This is a genomic window from Paenibacillus sp. J22P277, assembly GCF_059383675.1.
In genome coordinates this window covers 784670-803937 of sequence record NZ_JBXENS010000004.1, presented here as the reverse complement: position 1 = coordinate 803937, position 19268 = coordinate 784670, and the positions used below count along the sequence as shown (strand labels likewise).

20 protein-coding genes are annotated in these 19268 nt (G+C 60.8%); 17 read left to right on the top strand and 3 right to left on the bottom strand.

The features are described from left to right. The 4 genes from AC50YL_RS16945 (at position 1) to AC50YL_RS16930 (ending at position 5060) form a co-directional block, all read left to right on the top strand. Positions 1-1359, top strand: coding sequence for a citrate/2-methylcitrate synthase (locus tag AC50YL_RS16945; protein WP_494833368.1), 1359 nt, complete (start codon positions 1-3; stop codon positions 1357-1359). Positions 1360-1382: 23 nt separating this feature from the next. After that, positions 1383-2822, top strand: a complete 1440-nt coding sequence (locus AC50YL_RS16940) for a bifunctional 2-methylcitrate dehydratase/aconitate hydratase (protein WP_494833367.1) — start codon at positions 1383-1385, stop codon at positions 2820-2822. 323 nt (positions 2823-3145) lie between these two features. Beyond that, positions 3146-3991 (top strand): AraC family transcriptional regulator, encoded by an 846-nt coding sequence (locus AC50YL_RS16935; RefSeq protein ID WP_494833366.1) that lies wholly within the window; start codon positions 3146-3148, stop codon positions 3989-3991. A 79-nt stretch (positions 3992-4070) separates the two neighbouring features. Beyond that, positions 4071-5060 (top strand): aldo/keto reductase, encoded by a 990-nt coding sequence (locus AC50YL_RS16930; RefSeq protein ID WP_494833365.1) that lies wholly within the window; start codon positions 4071-4073, stop codon positions 5058-5060. A gap of 73 nt (positions 5061-5133) precedes the next feature. On the opposite strand, the gene AC50YL_RS16925 is transcribed toward AC50YL_RS16930, so the two are convergent. Continuing rightward, positions 5134-5520, bottom strand: a complete 387-nt coding sequence (locus AC50YL_RS16925; protein WP_494833364.1) for a RidA family protein — start codon at positions 5518-5520, stop codon at positions 5134-5136. A 166-nt stretch (positions 5521-5686) separates the two neighbouring features. On the opposite strand from AC50YL_RS16925, the gene AC50YL_RS16920 reads away from it, so the two are divergent. Together AC50YL_RS16920 and def are read left to right on the top strand one after the other, a co-directional pair. Next, positions 5687-5926 (top strand): helix-turn-helix domain-containing protein, encoded by a 240-nt coding sequence (locus AC50YL_RS16920; protein WP_494833363.1) that lies wholly within the window; start codon positions 5687-5689, stop codon positions 5924-5926. A 33-nt stretch (positions 5927-5959) separates the two neighbouring features. Further along, a complete protein-coding gene (def, locus tag AC50YL_RS16915) occupies positions 5960-6475 on the top strand; it encodes a peptide deformylase (protein WP_494833362.1) in 516 nt (171 codons plus the stop codon). Positions 6476-6673: 198 nt separating this feature from the next. Here the strand turns inward: def and AC50YL_RS16910 are convergent, their stop codons facing one another. Beyond that, positions 6674-8491, bottom strand: a complete 1818-nt coding sequence (locus AC50YL_RS16910; protein ID WP_494833361.1) for an APC family permease — start codon at positions 8489-8491, stop codon at positions 6674-6676. A gap of 231 nt (positions 8492-8722) precedes the next feature. Between AC50YL_RS16910 and hisJ the strand changes: the two genes are divergently transcribed. The 5 genes from hisJ (at position 8723) to AC50YL_RS16885 (ending at position 12567) form a co-directional block, all read left to right on the top strand. Continuing rightward, positions 8723-9550 carry a histidinol-phosphatase HisJ gene (gene hisJ, locus AC50YL_RS16905; protein ID WP_494833360.1) on the top strand — a complete coding sequence of 276 codons (828 nt, stop codon included), beginning with the start codon at positions 8723-8725 and terminating at the stop codon, positions 9548-9550. 210 nt (positions 9551-9760) lie between these two features. Beyond that, positions 9761-10507, top strand: a complete 747-nt coding sequence (locus tag AC50YL_RS16900) for an MgtC/SapB family protein (RefSeq protein WP_494833359.1) — start codon at positions 9761-9763, stop codon at positions 10505-10507. Between the two features lie 31 nt (positions 10508-10538). After that, positions 10539-11483 (top strand): metallophosphoesterase family protein, encoded by a 945-nt coding sequence (locus AC50YL_RS16895; RefSeq protein ID WP_494833358.1) that lies wholly within the window; start codon positions 10539-10541, stop codon positions 11481-11483. Positions 11484-11635: 152 nt separating this feature from the next. After that, positions 11636-12193, top strand: coding sequence for an SLOG family protein (locus AC50YL_RS16890; protein ID WP_494833357.1), 558 nt, complete (start codon positions 11636-11638; stop codon positions 12191-12193). 17 nt (positions 12194-12210) lie between these two features. Beyond that, positions 12211-12567, top strand: a complete 357-nt coding sequence (locus AC50YL_RS16885; protein WP_494833356.1) for a DUF1904 family protein — start codon at positions 12211-12213, stop codon at positions 12565-12567. Here AC50YL_RS16885 and AC50YL_RS16880 read toward each other — a convergent pair. Next, positions 12564-13313 carry an AraC family transcriptional regulator gene (locus tag AC50YL_RS16880; protein ID WP_494833355.1) on the bottom strand — a complete coding sequence of 250 codons (750 nt, stop codon included), beginning with the start codon at positions 13311-13313 and terminating at the stop codon, positions 12564-12566. The genes AC50YL_RS16885 and AC50YL_RS16880 overlap by 4 nt on opposite strands. Positions 13314-13516: 203 nt before the next feature. Here AC50YL_RS16880 and AC50YL_RS16875 point away from each other — a divergent pair, with 203 nt between their 5' ends. The 6 genes from AC50YL_RS16875 (at position 13517) to AC50YL_RS16850 (ending at position 19267) form a co-directional block, all read left to right on the top strand. Continuing rightward, a complete protein-coding gene (locus tag AC50YL_RS16875; RefSeq protein WP_494833354.1) occupies positions 13517-14434 on the top strand; it encodes a nucleoside hydrolase in 918 nt (305 codons plus the stop codon). A gap of 230 nt (positions 14435-14664) precedes the next feature. Next, entirely contained in the window at positions 14665-15609 is a 945-nt protein-coding gene (locus AC50YL_RS16870; protein WP_494833353.1) for a hypothetical protein, read from the top strand. A 321-nt stretch (positions 15610-15930) separates the two neighbouring features. Next, a complete protein-coding gene (locus tag AC50YL_RS16865; protein ID WP_494833352.1) occupies positions 15931-16596 on the top strand; it encodes a Crp/Fnr family transcriptional regulator in 666 nt (221 codons plus the stop codon). 30 nt (positions 16597-16626) lie between these two features. Further along, positions 16627-17466: an ABC transporter ATP-binding protein gene (locus tag AC50YL_RS16860; RefSeq protein WP_494833351.1), complete on the top strand. Its 840-nt coding sequence runs from the start codon at positions 16627-16629 to the stop codon at positions 17464-17466. Beyond that, a complete protein-coding gene (locus AC50YL_RS16855; protein WP_494833350.1) occupies positions 17399-18163 on the top strand; it encodes an ABC transporter permease in 765 nt (254 codons plus the stop codon). Before AC50YL_RS16860 ends, AC50YL_RS16855 begins: the two co-directional genes overlap by 68 nt. 33 nt (positions 18164-18196) lie before the next feature. Next, a complete protein-coding gene (locus AC50YL_RS16850; protein ID WP_494833349.1) occupies positions 18197-19267 on the top strand; it encodes an ABC transporter substrate-binding protein in 1071 nt (356 codons plus the stop codon). Position 19268: the final 1 nt, after the last annotated feature.

Here is a 19268-nt window from a genome sequence, read left to right as displayed (position 1 = left end):
ATGGTCGTGAAGAAGTCCGGCGGCCTGGCCGGGGTGGAAGCAGGCGAGACGGCGATCAGCACGGTGGGCAAAGACGGCCGCGGGCTGACCTACCGCGGTTATGCGATCGAGGATTTGGCGGAGCACGGCAGCTTCGAGGAAACGGCGTATTTGCTCATTCGCGGCAAGCTGCCGAACGTCGACGAGCTGACGGATTACCGCCGCAAGCTGGCCGCCGCAAGCCGGCTGCCGGACGCGCTGCGGCGCATGCTGGAGCTGGTGCCGGCGGACGCGCACCCCATGGAGGTGCTGCAGCTGGGCTGCGTCGCGCTCGGGACGCTGGAGCCGGAATCGCCGCAGCGTCCGACTGCGGAGATGGCGGACCGGCTTATCGCGCTGACGGGTCCCATGCTGCTGCACTGGTACCACCATCATCGCCGGGCGGCGGCCGCAGGCGCAAGCGGCAAGGTTTCGGACAGCGACGGGGAAACGCCGCAGAAGAAGCCGGTCTTCACCGCGGACACGGATGACGGCCTGCCCGAAGAAGGCGGTCTGGCGGATGGCGGTTCGAGCGACGTCGTCGCCTCCTTGGGCTTGCGTCCAACGGATTCGTCCGGCGCGGCGCATGGCGGCGCTTCGCGGGACGTTCCGGCTGGCGCGCCGGACCTCGACGATGCCGGGGAAAGCCCGCCGCCGATCGACGAGGATTATACGGTTGCCGGCCATTTCCTCTATCTGCTGCACGGCAAGCATGCCGCGATCCGCGCCCGGCGCGTGTTCGATATCTCGCTCACGCTTTACGCGGAGCACGAGTTCAACGCTTCGACCTTCGCCGCCCGCGTCACGGCGTCCACGCTTTCGAATTTCTACTCCTGCATCGCGACCGGCATCGGCACGCTGCGCGGCAATCTGCACGGCGGGGCCAACGAGGCCGTGATGGAGCTGATCGAGCGGTTCAAGACGCCGGAGGAAGCAGCCGGGGCCGCGCGGGCGCTATTGGCGGCGAAGCAGCTCGTCATGGGCTTCGGCCATCGCGTCTACAGCGTCTCGGACCCGCGTTCCGACATCATCAAGAAATGGGCGGAGATGCTGTCCTTCTGGTCGCCGGACGGGTATTTGTATCCGGTATCCGAGGCGGTCGAAGCCGTCATGCGGGAGGAAAAGGCCTTGTTCCCGAACCTGGATTTCTACAGCGCGACCGCGTACCATTTCATGGGCGTTCCGACCGCGATGTTCACCCCGGTCTTCGTGATCGCGCGGCTCGCCGGCTGGACGGCCCATATCGAGGAGCAGCGGCGGAATAACCGGATCATCCGGCCCACGGCCGCTTATGCGGGACCGGATAACCAGCCGTGGCTTGAGCTGCACGCGCGGCGTTAAATCGAAAGCGAGGTGACGACAGCATGTCGCACGAAACGAATGCAAGACCCGAGCCGGATCAACTGCTCGTCGATATCGCCGATTATGCGGCGAATTACCGCATACGGAGCGATTCGGCGTACGAGACGGCGCGCTATTGTCTGATGGATACGCTGGGCTGCGGCATCCTTGCCCTGAAGTACCCGGCATGCACGAAGCTGCTCGGCCCCGTCGTGCCCGGCGCGGAGCTGCCCGAAGGCGTCCGGATTCCGGGCACGTCCTACGCGCTTGACCCCGTAACGGCAGCGTTCAATATCGGCACCATGATCCGCTGGCTGGATTACAACGACACGTGGCTCGCGGCGGAATGGGGGCATCCGTCCGACAACCTCGGCGCCATCCTGGCCGCCTCCGACTACGTCAGCCGGAAGAACGAGACGGCGGGCAAGCCGCCGCTGCAAATGAAGGACGTCCTCACCGGCATGATCAAGGCGCATGAGATTCAAGGCGTCCTGGCGCTCGGCAACAGCTTCAACCGCGTCGGATTGGACCATGTCATCCTCGTGAAGGTCGCTTCCACGGCCGTTGCGACCGGCATGCTCGGCGGCACCCGGGACGACATCATCAACGCGCTCTCGCAGGCGTGGCTCGACGGACATCCGCTGCGCGTCTACCGCCACGCGCCCAACACGGGGCCGCGCAAGTCCTGGGCGGCCGGGGACGCGGCGAGCCGCGCCCTGCAGCTGGCCTTCCTGACGCTGCGCGGCGAGATGGGCTATCCGTCCGCGCTCACGGCCAAGGGCTGGGGCTTCAGCGACGCCTTGTTCAATGGCCGGCCCGTTGCGCTCGAGCGGCCGTTCGGCTCCTACGTCATGGAGAACGTGCTGTTCAAGGTCGCGTATCCCGCCGAATTCCATGCCCAAACCGCGGTGGAAAGCGCGATTCGCCTGCATCCGCTCGTTGCCGACAGACTGGACGACATCGCCAGAATCGTCATCTCGACGCACGAGTCCGCCATTCGGATCATCGACAAGAGCGGACCGCTGCATAACCCCGCCGACCGCGATCACTGCCTCCAGTACATGACCGCCGTCGGTCTGCTGCACGGGCGGCTGACGGCCGATCATTACGAGGACGAGGCGGCGGGCGATCCCCGCATCGACAGGCTGCGCGGGCTGATGAAGGTAACGGAGAACGCGCAATACTCCCGCGAGTACCTCGATCCGGAGAAGCGCTCCATCGCCAATGCCGTGCAGGTGTTCTTCCGGGACGGCAGCATGACGGAGCAGGAGGTCACGGAATATCCGATCGGCCACAAGCGCCGGCGGAACGAAGGCCTTCCGATGCTGAAACTGAAATTCGAAGCGAATCTGGGCACGCATTATTCCAAAGAACGGGTCGAGCGCATCGCCGAGCTGTTCGGCGACCCGCAGAAGCTGGAGGCGATGCCCGTGCATCGTTTCATGGATTTGCTGGCAAACTGACTCCGCCGACCGGGCGCGCAATAGCCGGCGCGAATGCAAAGCGGCCGCCTTCCGCTGCGTTCGCCGCCGGCTATTGCGGTCTGGGGAGCGAGCGCGCCGCGTTCCGCCGATTCGCGGAATGCCGCCGGATATTCGTTGATAAGCCAGGGACATTCGATTCAGGAGTCTTGCGAAGGGCCTCCTGTTTCCTTGCTCGGATAAGCGTCGTTAGGCATCCTGCCGTTCCTCCGCTTCCCGACCGCAGGCGGTTATTTGGCCGGCAATATGCTATGATTGCTAGCAGATAGCGTTGCGAGCGTAGCAAGAGGAGGCAGGCATCCGGCATGGGAAAATCGACTTTCAACCCCGAACGGCCTTTCAGCGCCGATCCCGATCTGCAGTTGTTGTACTGGGGGAAGGAGCAATGCGCGCCGGGCCATTCCGTCGGTCCGGGGATTCGGGAATGCTACAAGGTGCATTTCGTGCATGACGGCTTCGGAACCGTGAACGTGGGCGAACGGTCGTTCCGCCTGTCGGCGGGCGAGGCGTTCATCATTTATCCGCATGTCGTGACGCATTACGAAGCGGACGGGAACGAGCCGTGGACGTATTCGTGGATCGCCTTTCAAGGCGTGCAGATGGGCGATATCCTGGCGGGGACGAGCCTGACGCCGGATAATCCGGTATTCCCCATGGACCTGAGGCTGATGCCCGGCCTGCACGAAGCGCTGAGCGACGCGCTGTCCAATGGAGGCATCGCGGGCCTGCGATTGACCGCGCTGCTGTACGAGTTTATGTTCGCCTTGACGGAAGCGGCGCCGGCTGCGGCCGCGAAGCCGCCTATCCGGAAGCAGGACGGATATGTCCACCGCAGCATGGACTTCATTCATACCCATTACAGCGAAAGCATTACCGTCAGCCAGCTCGCCTCCCACATCGGCCTGGACCGCAAATATTTCTCCGTGCTGTTCAAGGAAGCGCTCGGGATGCCGCCGCAGCAGTATTTGCTCCATTACCGCATGGACAAGGCATGCGACCTGCTCGGAAGCGGCTCGTATACCGTCGGCGAGGTGGCCCGTTCCGTCGGTTACCAGGATGCGCTGCTGTTCTCTAAAATGTTCAAGAAAGTGAAGGGCGTCTCCCCGAAGCAGTGTATCCCTTCCGCGGCTAATCCTGACTTTGTCACATAACAATCAGCCATGCTGACATTGGCCGATCCTCGGCTTTGCATTAAGATGGATGTGAATGGACAAAGAGGAGGATATGACAATGACCTATTTGGCAGATCAAGCGCGATACGACAAAATGACATACAACCGCTCAGGGCGAAGCGGGCTTCGGCTCCCCGCGGTGTCGCTCGGGCTGTGGCATAATTTCGGCGGCATCAACGTGCTGGAGAATCAGCGTACGATGGCGAGAAGGGCGTTCGACCTCGGCATCACCCACTTCGATCTCGCGAACAATTACGGACCGCCTCCCGGCTCCGCGGAAGAGAACTTCGGCACGCTGCTGAAGCAGGACCTCGCTCCTTACCGGGACGAGCTGATCATCTCGACGAAGGCCGGTTATTACATGTGGCCGGGGCCGTACGGCGAGTGGGGGTCCAAGAAGAACCTCGTCGCCAGCCTGAACCAGAGCTTGAAGCGGATGGGCCTTGACTACGTCGATATTTATTACCATCACCGTCCGGATCCGAACACGCCGCTGGAAGAAACGATGGGCGCGCTCGATCTGATCGTCCGCCAAGGCAAGGCGCTGTATGTCGGCCTCTCCAACTACTCGGCGGAGCAGACCCGCGAAGCGTCGCGGATTCTGAAGTCGCTCGGCACGCCTTGCCTGATCCACCAGCCGAATTATTCGATGCTGTCCCGCTGGATCGAAGACGGGCTGCAGGATGTGCTGGACGAAGAGGGCATCGGCACCATCGCCTTCTCGCCGCTCGCCGGAGGCATGCTGACGGACCGTTACCTGGACGGCATTGCGCCGGATTCGCGCGCGGCCGGCCCTTCGGTCTTCATGCGGCCGGAGCATGTGACCGAGGAGCGACTAGCCAAGGTCCGCAAGCTGGACGAGCTGGCAAAGTCCCGCGGCCAGAAAATGTCGCAGCTGGCGCTCGCTTGGGTGCTCCGCGGCGGACGCGTCACCTCCGCGCTGATCGGCGCGAGCAAGGTCAGCCAGATCGAAGACGCCGTCGGCGCGCTCGAGGCGCCGGAGCTGACGCAGGAAGAGCTTGCTTTGATCGATGCGATATTGGCTTGACGCAATAGACGATAATCAGAAAGACGCAGGGCTGCCGTTAAGCGGCCCTGCGTCTTTCTGATTGTATGAGCGGCTATCGCCCGACGATCGCTTCCGCTTCGATCTCCACCATCAGCCGCGGATCGATCAGCGCCTTGACCTCCACCATCGTGGCGGCCGGCTGAATATCGCGGAAATACTCCCCGTGCGCCTTTCCGATCTCCTCCCATCTCGCGATATCCGTCACGAACATCCGCGTCCGCACGACATCGGAGAGCTTGGCGCCGAGCTCGTTCAAGGCGCCTTCGATCGTTTGCAAAATGAATCTTGCCTGCTCGTACGGATCGCCGGGGCCGACGACCTCGCCGTCCTTGATCGCGGTCGTGCCGGCCACTTCGATGCGGTCGCCGACGCGAACGGCGCGGCAATAACCGACGACCGGTTCCCAGGGCGAACCCGTGAATACTTGTCTTCTGTTCATGCAATCCACTCCCTGCTTCACTGTTATAGCGTTCATTATACGGAACACCCGCGCGTAAATGAAGAAGCAGGTTGCGGTGTTTCGTTGCGTATGATAATTTAGGTAGTAACTAATATTATTAGGCATTGCCTAAATATTGTTCATCGACAAAGGAGGACTTGCGATCATGCTGATCTGGAAACTGCGGCAAATCATGGCGGAGCGGGGAATCTGGTCCGGCGCCGCTCTCGCCCGGCTGCTGAAGGAGAAAGCCGGCTACGAGTTGTCCGCGCCGTCCATCGGCGCGCTGCTGAACGCGCCGCCGAAGCAGCTGAAGGCCGAGACGATGGACGCGCTGTGCACCGCGCTGGCCTGCACGCCAAGCGACCTGTGGGTGCATACGCCGACCTTTACGAAGGGCGCCTGATTCATGAACCGCGAAGAGGAGAGGAGGACGGACATGGCGGAGAAAACGATCCTCCCGTTCGGCGATCCCGCATTGCGCAAAATCGCCAAGCCGATCGAGGAGATCAACGCGAGAATCATCAAGCTGCTGGACGATATGAGCGATACGTTGTACGCGGCCGATGGTCGCGCGGGGCTTGCCGCTCCGCAGATCGGCATCCTGCGCCGGGCCGTCGTCATGGATTGCGGTGACGGGCTGATCGAGCTGATCAATCCGGTCATCCTCGAGGCATCCGGCGAGCAGACCGTGGCGGAGGCCTGCTTGTCCTATCCCGGCTATCGAGGGTTGGTGAAGCGCGCCCAGTCGGTGAAGGTCGGCACGCTGACCCGTTCCGGCGATTCGGTCCTGCTGGAGGCGGACGGTTATCTCGCCGTATGCATGCAGCACGAGATCGATCACTTGAACGGGATTCTGTTCATCGACCATGTGCGGGAGCCGTACTTGGTGCACGAGGAGACCGGGCACCGGGTCAGGGTATTGGACGCGCAGCGGTTGACGCGCCGCGTCTAGCGGACGCTAGCGAGAACGCGCAACATGAAGTTTGCGGACACGGAGGCCGCTAAAATTACCACTTAAGCCAAGATTACAAATGAAGCAGCCTAAGCAGCCATACGACCCCGACCGTCCGAGCCCCGGCCTATAACAAAAGCGCGCCTCCCGGGGGAGGCGCGCTTTTACCGCGTATCGAATCGTTTGTTGCGACCGGCGCTAGCGCATCAAATGATACGGCACCGTCGCGACGACGACGTCTTTCTGATTGAACAGGTAGGCGCGGAGCAGTAGGCTCGATTGGTTGTGCAGGAAATTCTGCCACCAATGCTTCGTGATGAACTGCGGGATCAGCACCGTGATATGGTCCGACTCCTGCGTCTTCCATTCCACCGTCTCGATGAAGCGGACGATCGGCCGGATGATGCTGCGGTAGCTCGAGCGCAGGACGATCAGGCGGACGCCCGGATCCCACTCTTCCCATTTCTTCTCGAGCCGCTCGATCTCTTCCTCGTCGAACCCGACGTAGACGGCGACGACGTTGTCGGTCAGCGACTTGGCGTAGCTGATGGACTGGAGAACGACCTTCGTGATGCCGGCGACGGGCACGACGATGGTGCTGCCTTTGATCGCGGGCTTCTCCTTGTCGATGTTGACGCGCAGCTCGTCGGCCGTGTTCATGTAATGCCGGTTGATCTTGAAGAAGATGAAGATGACGATCGGCAGGAAGATGAAGACCATCCAGATCTGCGAGAATTTCGTGAAGATAAAGATCAGCGTAATGATCAGCGTCGTCAGCATGCCGATCGTGTTGACGATGAAGCCGAACAGCCAGTTGGCCGGCTTCAGGCGCAGCCAGCGGAGCATCATGCCGAGCTGCGAGAGCGTGAACGGGATGAAGACCCCGACCGCGTAGAGCGGAATGAGATTTTCCGTGTCGCCGTGGAACAGGATGACGAGCAGGGCCGAGAACACGCCGAGAAAGATAATGCCGTTCGAGAACCCGAGCCGGTCGCCGCGAACCATGAAGGCATGCGGCATGTATTTGTCCTTCGCCAGCATGAAGGCGAGCAGCGGGAAGGCCGAATAGGCGGTGTTCGCCGCCAGGAACAGGATCAACGCGGTGATGCCTTGGATCGCGTAATACAGGAAGCCCCGTCCGAACGTGGCGTTGGCGATTTGCGACACGACGGTTTCCGTCGCGCTCGGCACGATGCCGTTCCAGTAGGCGAGCAGGCTGATGCCGATGAACATGGCCCCCAGGATGACGCCCATCATCATGAGCGTGACCGCGGCGTTGCGTTCCGCCGGTTTCTTGAAGTTCGGGATGGCGTTGGAGACGGCCTCGACCCCCGTCAGCGCGGAACAGCCCGAGCTGAACGCTTTCAGGAGCATGAAGAGGCTGATGTTGGAGACGGCCGTGCCGAGCTCGGGAATGCCGCCGCTCGCGCCGTGAAGGGCGAATTTGACGACGCCGGCGATGATCAGCAGGAACACGGCCCCGACGAACAGATAGACGGGATAGGCGAGCACGGAAGCGGATTCCCCGATCCCGCGCAGGTTCATGACGGTCAGGAACACGATCATGACGAGCGCGATCAATACCCGGTGGTCGTGCAGGGACGGGAAGGCCGACGTGATGGCGTCCGTTCCGGCCGAGGAGCTTACGGCGACGGTCAGGATGTAATCGACGAGCAGCGAGCCGCCCGCGAGCAATCCGGTCGGCACCCCGAGGTTGTCCTTGGCGACGATGTAAGCGCCGCCGCCTTTGGGATACGCGTAAATCGTTTGACGGTACGATAAGATCAGAATCAATAACAAGCCCAGGACGGCGATCGAAATCGGGATGGAAAACCATACCGCGGCGAATCCGGCCGCCATCAGCACGAGCAGGATTTGCTCCGTGCCGTAGGCGACCGACGACAGCGCATCGGAGGAGAGCACGGCAAGCGCCTTCAGCTTGGTCAGCTTCTCTCCCTCGAGCTCGGCGCTCTTCATCGGCCGCCCGATCAGTAATCGTTTGAATCGGCTAATCATGGATGGAACCTCTCTTTTCTCCGCATCAGGAAAACATTGTCGATGGTTAGCATTGCGTCTAGAATTTCCGTAATGAACAGAATTCATTATAGCAGAATTACGGCGGGTTAGAAGATGCACGGCGGAATTAAAAAAAGCAAGAGTTGCTTGGCTCTGCCCGGATGGTATACTTGGAACCATGCATACATTTACTGCTGCTTAACACTTGGCAGGGAGAACGGGAGGAATACCATGCCGCCGGTGCTGAAATGGGATGGGCACACGCATACGAAATTTTGTTACCATGGCAGTTCCGAGGAGTCGGACGCCTATATCGAGCGCGCGATCGAGCTTGGTTTCCAGCGGTACACGATCAGCGAGCACCCGCCGCTGCCGGCCGATTGGGTGCCGGATAAGCGGCTGATGGCGGAGCTGGCCATGCCGGATGCCGAGCTGCCGCTCTACATGGACTACGTATCCACCATTAAACGGAAGTACGAGGGCCGAATCGAAATCGCGATCGGGCTCGAGCTGGACTATTTGCAAGGCGCGCTGCCTTTTACGGAAGCGATCGTGGACCGGTATATGGACAAGCTCGAGGATGTCGTCTATTCCGTGCATTTTTTGCCGGGCGCGGGCGGCATGCGCTGCATCGATTTCACGGCGGAGGATTTCGCGGCGAACCTGCTGTCCTACTACGGCACGATGGAGAAGGTCGTCGACGAATACTATAACCATGTGGAGGCCGCCGTCGAGTGGGCATCGGGGCTTCCGATGCGCAAGCGGATCGGCCACATCAACCTGATCGAGAAATTCGCGGCCAAATTGCCCCCGATCGACGAGACGCAGATCAAGGATCGTTTAACCGCGATATTGCCGAAGCTGGCGCAGGGCGGCATCGGCATCGACGCGAACGCCGCCGGGCTTCGCGTGCCGACCTGCGGCAAGCCTTACGTGCCGGAATGGTTCATGCGCGCCTGCGAAGCGCAGGGGATCGCGCTCGTGTACGGCTCCGACGCGCATCGCCCGGAGCATGTCGGCGCCGGCTATGACTGGTTCGAATCGCAGCTGAAGCGGTAATTAAAGGCTGACGACAGCAAGCGGACGGCGGCGGGGACGAGCGGTTATCCGCTCCCGTTGTCCGCGCATGCCAACCCGGCGTTTCGGCCGGGTTTTATTTTTTTTGCGCGCCCGACGCATGGCAAGCGCGCGCCGCGTATAGATAAAGACAAAGGGCATGGGCGGAGCTGTCCGGCTCCGGCACCGATCATAGCAAAGGAATGAATGCATATGGCGACATCCGTGACGCAAGTGTACGACCCCAGCATTTGGCATATCGGTTATTGGGAATTGACGGTCCGCCTGGTGCTTGCGCTGGCGCTCGGCGGGCTGATCGGCCTTGAGCGCGAGCTTGGCGGGCATTCGGCGGGATTCCGGACGCATATCCTGGTCTGCCTCGGATCCGCCGCGATCGTGCTGCTGTCCATCTACGGGTTTGCGGAGTTTTCGACCGATCCCAACGTGCGGCTCGATCCGGCGCGGCTTGCGGCCCAGGTTATCAGCGGCATCGGCTTCCTCGGCGCGGGCACGATCCTGCGCACGGGCATTACCGTCTCCGGCTTGACGACCGCGGCATCCTTGTGGGTCGTGGCCGCCATCGGCTTGACGGTCGGCGCGGGCTTCTACTACGGCTCCGCGGTGCTGACCGTGCTCGTGGTCGTCAGCCTGTTCGTGCTGAACAAGCTGGAGAAGAAGTTTTCGAGGACGAAGCGCAGGAGAGACGTGGTCCTGCGCGTCGACAAGGATTCCGCGAGCCTCAGCAAGGTCGTGGCGGAGCTGCACCGGAGCGGCATCGGCATCAACAAAATCATCGTTGAAAACGAGGAAGCGGAGACCGCGCCGGAACGCGCCGAGATGTTGATCGTCCGGCTGCAGCTGAAGCTGGGACCATCCAAGCGGTTCGAGGAGGTCATCGTCTCGCTTGCGGCGATCGACGGCGTCTTCGGGCTTGAGGCTGGCGTGGAATCGTCATATTAACGCGGCGCGAAGGCCGGCGGGGAGAGGATACATGATGAAGCAAGCATTGAACTATCGCGAGGACGGCACGTTCACGATCGTGCAGTTCACGGATCTGCATTGGCAGAACGGGGAACCGGGCGACATCCTGACCCGCATGCTCATGGAGCGGGTGCTGGACGCGGAATCGCCGGATCTCGTCGTGTTCACCGGGGACGTGATCTACAGCAAAGACTGCGTCGATCCGCGGCAATCGTTCCGGGACGCGGTGAAGACCGTGGACGGCCGGGGAATCCCGTGGGCGGCGGTGTTGGGCAATCACGACACGGAGCATCTCGTCTCGCGCGGCGAGCTGATGAGCGTGCAGCTGGAACATGCGTCCTGCGTCGGCGAAGCGGGGCCGCGGGAGCTGAGCGGCGAGGGCAACGCCGTGTTGTTCGTGCATGACCCGGAGAGCGGCAAGCCGGTCAACGCGCTTTACCTGTTCGACAGCGGCAGCTACTCCGAGCTTCCGCATCTGATCGGGTACCAATGGATCCAGCGCGACCAGATCAATTGGTACGCGGCGCAGTCGGCCGCGATCACCGCGGCGAACGGCGGAGAACCGCTGCCGTCGCTGGCCTTCTTCCACATTCCGCTGCCGGAATACAAGCAGGTCTGGAAGAAGGAGCTGTGCTTCGGCAGCAAGCACGAGGGCGTTGCCTGTCCGCCGGTCAATTCCGGATTATTCGCTGCCATGCTGGAGATGGGGGACGTCGTCGGGACGTTCTGCGGCCACGATCACGTCAACGATTATTGGGGCGCCCTTCACGATATTCGGCTTTGCTACGGGCGGGCCACCGGTTATCAGACATACGGCCGGGAAGGCTTTCCGCGGGGCGCGCGCGTCATCAAGCTGCAGCGGGACGCGCGGGACTTCGCGACGTACGTCAGGCTGGACGACGGCCATGTCATCCGGGAGCCGAAGGAGCATTATCCGAAGGGAATGGAAGCGTAGCCGCATACGGCAACGAAGGGTTAACGCAAGGCATCGCGTAGGTTCCATTCCATCATCGAGCGTCGGACGCAAGCCTTGCCGCAGGCCGGGTTGTCCGGCGCTCTTTATTTGTGCTACGCTTAGCTAGAAGCGCGAACAAGGAGCACAAGACGATGAAACAGGTTCTGGTTACCGGATACAAAGCTTCCGAGCTGGGCATTTTCTCCGACAAGCATCCCGGCGTGGGCATCATCAAGAAAGCGCTCAGGCAGCGGCTGCGGGCCTTGGTCGAAGAGGGACTGGAATGGGTGATCGTGAGCGGACAGTGGGGTGTTGAGCTGTGGGCTGCAGAAGTCGCGCTGGAGCTTAGAGCTGAATACGATTCGCTGCGCTTGGCCGTGATTACGCCTTTCCTGGAGCAGGACGAGAATTGGAGCGAGCAGAAAAAAACGTCGTATGCCACGATTCTAGCCGGCGCGGATTACGTGAACAGCGTCTCCAAACAGAAATACGCGGGTCCATGGCAGTTCAAGGCGCGCGACCGGTTTCTGCTGGACAACACGGAGGGCCTGCTGCTCATCTACGACGAAGAGCAGGATGGTTCGCCGCGGTTTCTGCTCGAGCTCGCGCGCAAGCACGCCGAGATTACGCCCGGATACGCGATCATCGTCGTGACCGGCGAAGACCTGCAAAATGCCGCCGAGGAAGAACGGTTCTACGATTACGAATAAAGGGAGTGTTCCGCACTATGCCCCAACTTACGATGCGAGGCGTCAACATCACGGAAGTCATGAAAATCAGCGGGGCGCTCGTCGACGAACTGGCGCGAATTTGCCGGTGCAGCAAAGATAATTTCACCCTCGACTGCTTGACGACGACGACGATCCTCGACGGCGCCATCGTCCCGACGTTTCCTTTCGTCGAGGTCGCCTGGTTCGACCGCGGCCGGGAAACGCAGGACAACGTGGCCAATGCAATCACGAACCACCTGCTGACCACGGGCATTCCGGAGGTCGAGGTCGCCTTCAAGGTCTACCGGGAGACGCATTATTACGCCAACGGACAGCCGTTCATGGTCAAGGCCGGACCTCCGGTATTCGATTAAATCCGCGTTTGCCGGTACCCGCTCGGCGATGCGCCCCGCTCGCGCTTGAACAAGGTGCTGAACTGGGCGCCGCTCGAGAAGCCGCATTCCTCCGCGATGGCCGCGACGGTCAGGGTGCTGTGGAGCAGCAGATGGCTTGCCCGCTGAATGCGTTTGTTCAGCAGGTAAGCGATCGGCGAGCGGCCGAATTTCGTTTTGAACAAATGCCTGAAATGATGATAGCTGTACCCCGCCATCTCCGCTAGTTCCTCCACCGAAATCTTCTGATTGTAATTCTCGTCGATGAACGACCGCGCATAGACCAGATGGTCGGCCGAACCCTTGTATGCGCTTACTTGGACGCTCCGCCGGTGTTCGATGACGATCATGCCGAGCAGGTAATTCAAGTTCTCGTGATAATACGGCCGCTGTTCCTGCATTTCCTTGAGCATCGCATGGAGCAGCTTCTCCATGGGCCTGTCCGCCTCGTCCTCGTGCACGCCTTCCGGCAGCTCCGTCTCGACGCCCGTCAGCCGGAAACCGACGCAGATGACGTTGGTCTCCGCCAGCCGCCGCTCGTCGTGCAAGGTTCCCGGGGCCAGGATGGCGTAGGTGCCGGGCTTGTAGGCGCTGGCGACCTCGCGGATGCATGTCGTTCCGCTGCCCGCGCCGTAGTAGACAAGCTCGCAGCACGTGTGCGCATGCATCGGCATGTAGGAGCCCGCCGGGCGAACCGACTGAAACATAAAATCCATTTGCGCGTGCATCTGCCGCCGCCTCCCGTCCTTCATCCAGCCACATCGTAAAAACAATCAGCCACATCATAGAACGAACCACCCGCGCAGTCGTTGTAAAATGAGCATGACATCAAGAATCGACCGCTTCCGAATAACCAAATCATAAAAGATTACGCGCTGTCCGGCAAGCGCGGGTTTTGCTTATTTCGCGATCCGAAGAGAGGATGGAATCCATGGTCAACTACCCCGTTATATCCGAACAAAAGCTGCTGCAGCGCCTCGCGCATCCGCGGCGCAAGGTCCGCATGGTGCTGGACACCGACACGTTCAACGAAATCGACGACCAGTTCGCCGTCATCTACGCGCTGAAATCGCCGGAGAGCGTTACGGTGGAGGCGTTCTACGCGGCGCCGTTCTTCAACGATCTCTCGACCGGTCCGAAGGACGGCATGGAGAAGAGCTATAACGAGCTGCTCCGCATCGCTTCCATCATGCCGGAAATGGCCGGCATTCCGATACATCGCGGCTCCGGGGGCTACCTGCCGGAAGCGGCTACGCCGGTCGAAAGCGCCGCCGCGCGCGATCTCGTGGAGCGGGCGATGGCGTCGACCGAGGAGGACCCGCTCTACGTGCTCGCGATCGGGGCGATCACGAACGTCGCGTCCGCGATCCTGATGGAGCCGCGGATCATCGAGCGGATCGTCGTCGTGTGGCTGGGCGGGCATGCCTTGCACTGGCCGGATACGAGAGAATTCAACCTGTACCAGGACGTCCCCGCCGCCCGCATCGTGCTGAACAGCGGCGTGCCGCTCGTGCTGATTCCGTGCATGGGCGTCACGTCCCATCTGCGCACGACGCTTTCCGAGATCGAAGCGTACGTGAAGGAGAAAGGCCCGGTCGGCCAATATTTGTACGAGACGTTCCGGGATTGCAGCCCGGACCATTTCGGCTATTCCCGCGTGATCTGGGACGTGACGACGGTCGCTTATCTCGTCAACGACGACTATTTGCCGAGCTCGCTTGTCCATAGCCCGGTGCTGTCGGACGACGGCCGTTGGAGCGTCGACAAGTCGCGCCACTTCATCCGGTACGTGGATTATGTCGAGCGCGACGGCGTGTTCAAGGATTTGTTCCGTAAACTGGAAGGCTAAGGGAACCGTCGGATTCGCGTCCGGCAGACTGGATGGCTGACAGGAACCAGCAGATTCGCGGTCAGGAAAGCTGGAAGGCTCAGGAAACCGTCGGATTCGCGGCCCGGCAAACAAAATCGCGCGGAACCGTTCTCCGGGACCCTCCGGGGAACGGTTTTTTCGCGGCCGCCGCATCCCGGCGCGACTGCCCGCGTATATACCTGTGGTGACGAGGAAGGGAGCAATCGACGATGACGGATTCGGAGTTCGACCGCTTGGCGGAAGCAAGGGAACGCATGCATCGGCTGGAAAAGGCGCAGCGGCGGCAGGAGCAGCTGCGCGGCCGGCTCCGCGAGAACGAGAAGCGCGTCTTCGAGCTGGAGCTGCAGTTGGAGTCGGAGCAGGCGGACGTGGACAATTTGACCCGCATGTCGCTGGCGAATTTGTTCCGTACGCTGCTTCGCAGCAAGGAGGAGCAGCTGGAGCTGGAGCGTCAGCAGGCGCTCGCCGCCGCGCTGAAGCTGCAGGAGGCGAAGCAGGCGCAGGAGCAGCTGCAGGCGGATATTTTCCGCCTCGGCGACGAGCTTGCGGACTGCCGGAACGCGGAGCGGGAATACAAGCAGCTGCTGGCCGAGAAGGAAGCGAATCTGCGGAACTCCCCTTCATACGGCGCCGAGCTGGCGGAGATGGAAGCGCAAATCGCCGACCAGTCGATTTTGGCGAAGGAGCTCGAGGAGGCGCTGACGGCCGGCCGGCGCGTGCTGACTTCGTTGGAGGACGCTTCGCACAGCCTGGAGAAAGCCGAGGGTTGGGGCAATTGGGATCTGTGGGGCGGCGGCGGGCTCGTCAGCACGCACATGAAGCATGAACATGTGGACGCCGCGAAGGTATCGATGAACAACGCCAACCATCTGATGCGGAATTTTCGCGACGAGCTGGCCGATCTGGAGCGGACCGTCGACGTCGGGATCGACGTCAGCGGCATGCTCAAGTTCGGGGACTATTGGTTCGACGGGCTGATCGCCGACTGGATCGTGCAGAAGCGGATCCAGGAAGCCCAGAATCAGACGCTTCGGGCAGCGAGCGAGGTACGCGCTGTCGTGAGCAAGCTGCAGTCGGAATTCGCGATCGCGGATTCCGTGCTCAAGGGGGGCCGGTCCAAGCGAATCGCGTGGATCGAGCAGCAGCGGCTGTAGCGGGCTTCCGGAATCGTGTCCCTGTTGGCGGCGCGACGCACGATGGCACGAAGGATCGAATGAGGATCGAATGACAATCGAATGAAATCCGAATAAAAATCGGAACGAGTACGATCGGGCTTGCCGCGCTTCTTGCGGCAGGCTTTTTTCGTATGCCGAGGCTTCCGCGGCGGCGCAATGCCACAAAATTTCATTCGTTTTGTCGGATACCCGACATTTTTTGTGCATCGAATTGTGTTATCATCCTTATATCGCATAAGAATAGTCGGAATAATGCCTGCTTGAACGATAAGCATAAACCGGATCGAGGTGAACGCGGCCATGGACGAACTCGGCGAACGCAAGGATTTTCAAGAGACGGACGACGTCAAGGACATCATCCTGGGCGTGTTCCGCGCATACGGCACTGAGCGGACCTGCCGCAAGCATGAATTTATCTTTCAGGAGAACGATCCGCCTTCGGCTGCGCATTACGTAGAATCGGGGCTTATCAAAATCTCGCAATCTTCCCAGGAAGGCCAGGGCATCACCTTATTCCTGCGCTATCCCGGCGAGATGTTCGGCAACGCGGAGCTGCTCACCGGAATACTCCGCAGGCGCTATGCCCAGTGCTTGACGGAGAGCCGGATCATGACGCTGGAATCGCGCCTCTATCTGGAGCTTGTCCGCGAGAACGCGTCGTTCTCTTACGCGCTGGCGGTGATCACCGCGCGCAGGCTGCTGCAGACGCAGAACATGGTCGAGACGCTGATCAGCCGTCCGGTCGCCTGGCGGTTGGCCTGGTTCCTGATGCAAATGGGCCGGGAGCAGGACAATCAGATCGAGGTGCAGCTTCAATTGAGCCACGAGGAGATCTCGTACGTGATCGGCTGCAGCAGGCAGACGGTGACCGAGATCTTGAACAAATGGCGGGAGAAATCGCTCATTACGTACGCGAAGAAGCAAATCATCATTCATCATCCAAGCCGTTTCTTCTCGGCGATATGACCGTGCGCAGCTTGGAGGGGAGGGACCGGCATGATCGAGATCGACAAGGTCAGCAAAGCTTTCGAACAGAAGAAGGGAACGTCCTATCAGGCGCTGGACGAGGTTTCGTTTACGATCAAGCAGGGGGAGTTCGTCTCCCTGCTCGGTCCTTCCGGCTGCGGCAAATCCACGCTGCTGAATCTGATCGCGGGCTTCGAGAAGGCCTACGACGGAACGATTCGCGTGAACGGCGAACCGGTCAAAGGGCCGGGCGCGGGCAAGGTCGTCGTATTTCAGGAGCACGGCTTATTCCCGTGGCTGAACGTGCTGGACAACGTCGCGTTCGGCTTGAAGCAGCAGGGCGTGCCGAAGAAAGAACGGCATGCGCGGGCGCTGGAGCAGATCAAGTCGGTGCACCTGAGCAAATTCATCGACCGCTACCCGCATGAGCTGTCCGGCGGGATGAAGCAGCGCGTGGCCATCGCGAGGGCGCTCGTCATGGAGCCGGACATTTTGCTGATGGACGAACCGTTCGCGGCGCTGGACGAACAGACGCGGTATATTTTGCAGAAGGACCTGGAGGACATCTGGCTGCGGACGCGCAAGACGGTGCTGTTCATCACGCACAACATCCGGGAAGCGGTGCTGCTGTCCGACCGCGTGCTCGTCATGTCGACGCAGCCGGGCCGGATCAAGCAGGAGTTCGCCATTCAGGCGGCGCGGCCGCATCAAGCCGGCGATCCGCTCATTCACCATTACGAGAACAAAATCATGGAGACGCTCTCGGAGGAGCTGGAGAAGGTCGTCAGAGAGGAGATGGGCCATGACTATCGCATTGCGAAGAACGCTGTTCCTGATCTTCCTGATCGTAATCTGGGAGTTGGGATATAGGATTTTCGATTGGGGTTGGAAGTTCCCTTCCCCGATGCAGACCTTGGAGGCGTTCTACGACGGCTTCGCGAACGGGCATCTGTTCGGCTCGATTGTCGCCAGCATGCGCAGGCTGCTTATCTCTTTCGTCATCTCCATCGTTCTCGGGACGGGACTCGGCTTCCTGTTTGCCCGGTTCCGATTCTTCGACGAGACCTTCGGCTTCCTCGTGGTGGCGCTGCAGACGGTGCCGAGCATCGCCTGGCTGCCCTTCGCCATTATCTGGTTCGGGCTGAACGACACCTCGGTCGTCTTCATCACGACGATCGGCGCGACCTGGACGATGTCGATGGCGAGTCGAACGGGCATCGTGCAAATATCGAAGATTCACCTCCGGGCGGCGCAGATGATGGGGACGGGCAACGGCTTGAAAATGTTCTATCAGGTCATGCTGCCCGCTGCTTTCCCGCATCTGATCACGGGCGTTCGCGTGGCATGGGCATTCGCGTGGCGAGCGCTTACGGCGGGCGAGCTGATCGGCCGCGGACTCGGTCTCGGCCAAACGTTGCAGGACAGCCGCGACATCGGCGACACGGCGACGATTCTATGCGTGGTCATCATCATCGCGGTCATCGGCACGATTTCCGACCATTTTTGTTTCAAGCGGCTGGAGGACGGCATCATGGTCCGCTTCGGCCTGCATACGGCCAAAAAATAAAAGCTCGACTATCCAGGATACGGGGGAAAAACAATGCAAGATGCAAAGAGGACGAATCGATCGAAGCTCCGAACGAAACTGATCTTGCTGGGCGTAGCGCTCGGGTTGACGGGCTTGCTGTCCGCTTGCGGCTCGAACGGCGACAAGGCCGCGTCGGCCGGCGAGCAGGTGACCGTCAAGATCGGCATATTGAAGAACGTCACGCACGCGCCGGGCTTTGTTGCTCTGAAGAACGGATATTTCCAGGAGGAATTCGGCAAGAACGCGAAGATCGAAGTCACGGCCTTCGACAACGGTTCCGACTTCTCCACGGCGATCGCCACGAACCAGATCGATCTCGGTTACGTCGGCCCGGGCCCGGCGATCAACCAATACTTGAAAAGCAAGAACTTCCGGATCATCGCGGGCTCCAACAACGGCGGCGCGGTGCTGATCGCGGGCAAGGACGCCGGGATCGCCTCCGTGAAGGATCTCGTCGGCAAGACGGTGGCCATCCCGACGAAGGGCAGCACGAACGAGATCTCCCTGCGCCTGCTGCTGCAGCAGGAAGGGCTGAAGGTCACGACGGACAAATCCGGCGTACAGATTATCACCCGTGCCCCGGCCGATACGCTCGTCGCCATGCGCCAGAAGGAAGTCGACGCGACCCTTATTCCGGAGCCGTGGGGCACGCAAATGGTCGAAGAAGGCAGCGGCGTCGTGCTGGTGGATTGGGACAAAATCCCGCCGAACGACGGCAATTATCCGCTGACGATCCTGATGGCCAGCGATAAATTCCTGAAGGATCACCGCGATTTGGCCAAAGGCGCGATCAAGGCCAACGAAGAAGGCATCGACTTCATCAAGCAGCATCCGGACGACTCCTATGCGATCATCAGCGACGAATTGAAAGAGCTGAGCGGCAAAGGCATGGACGCGAAGCTGATCAAAGCGGCGCTGGACCATTTGAACCTGACAGAAGACGTGGATCTCGACGTGATCAAGACGATGGCCAAGGTCTCGTTCGACGCGGGCTACATTAAAGGCATCGACGACGAGAGTCAGGTGGATCTGAGTCAGTTCTATGATCCTTCGGTCCTTGACGAAGTGAAGAAGGACAAATAAC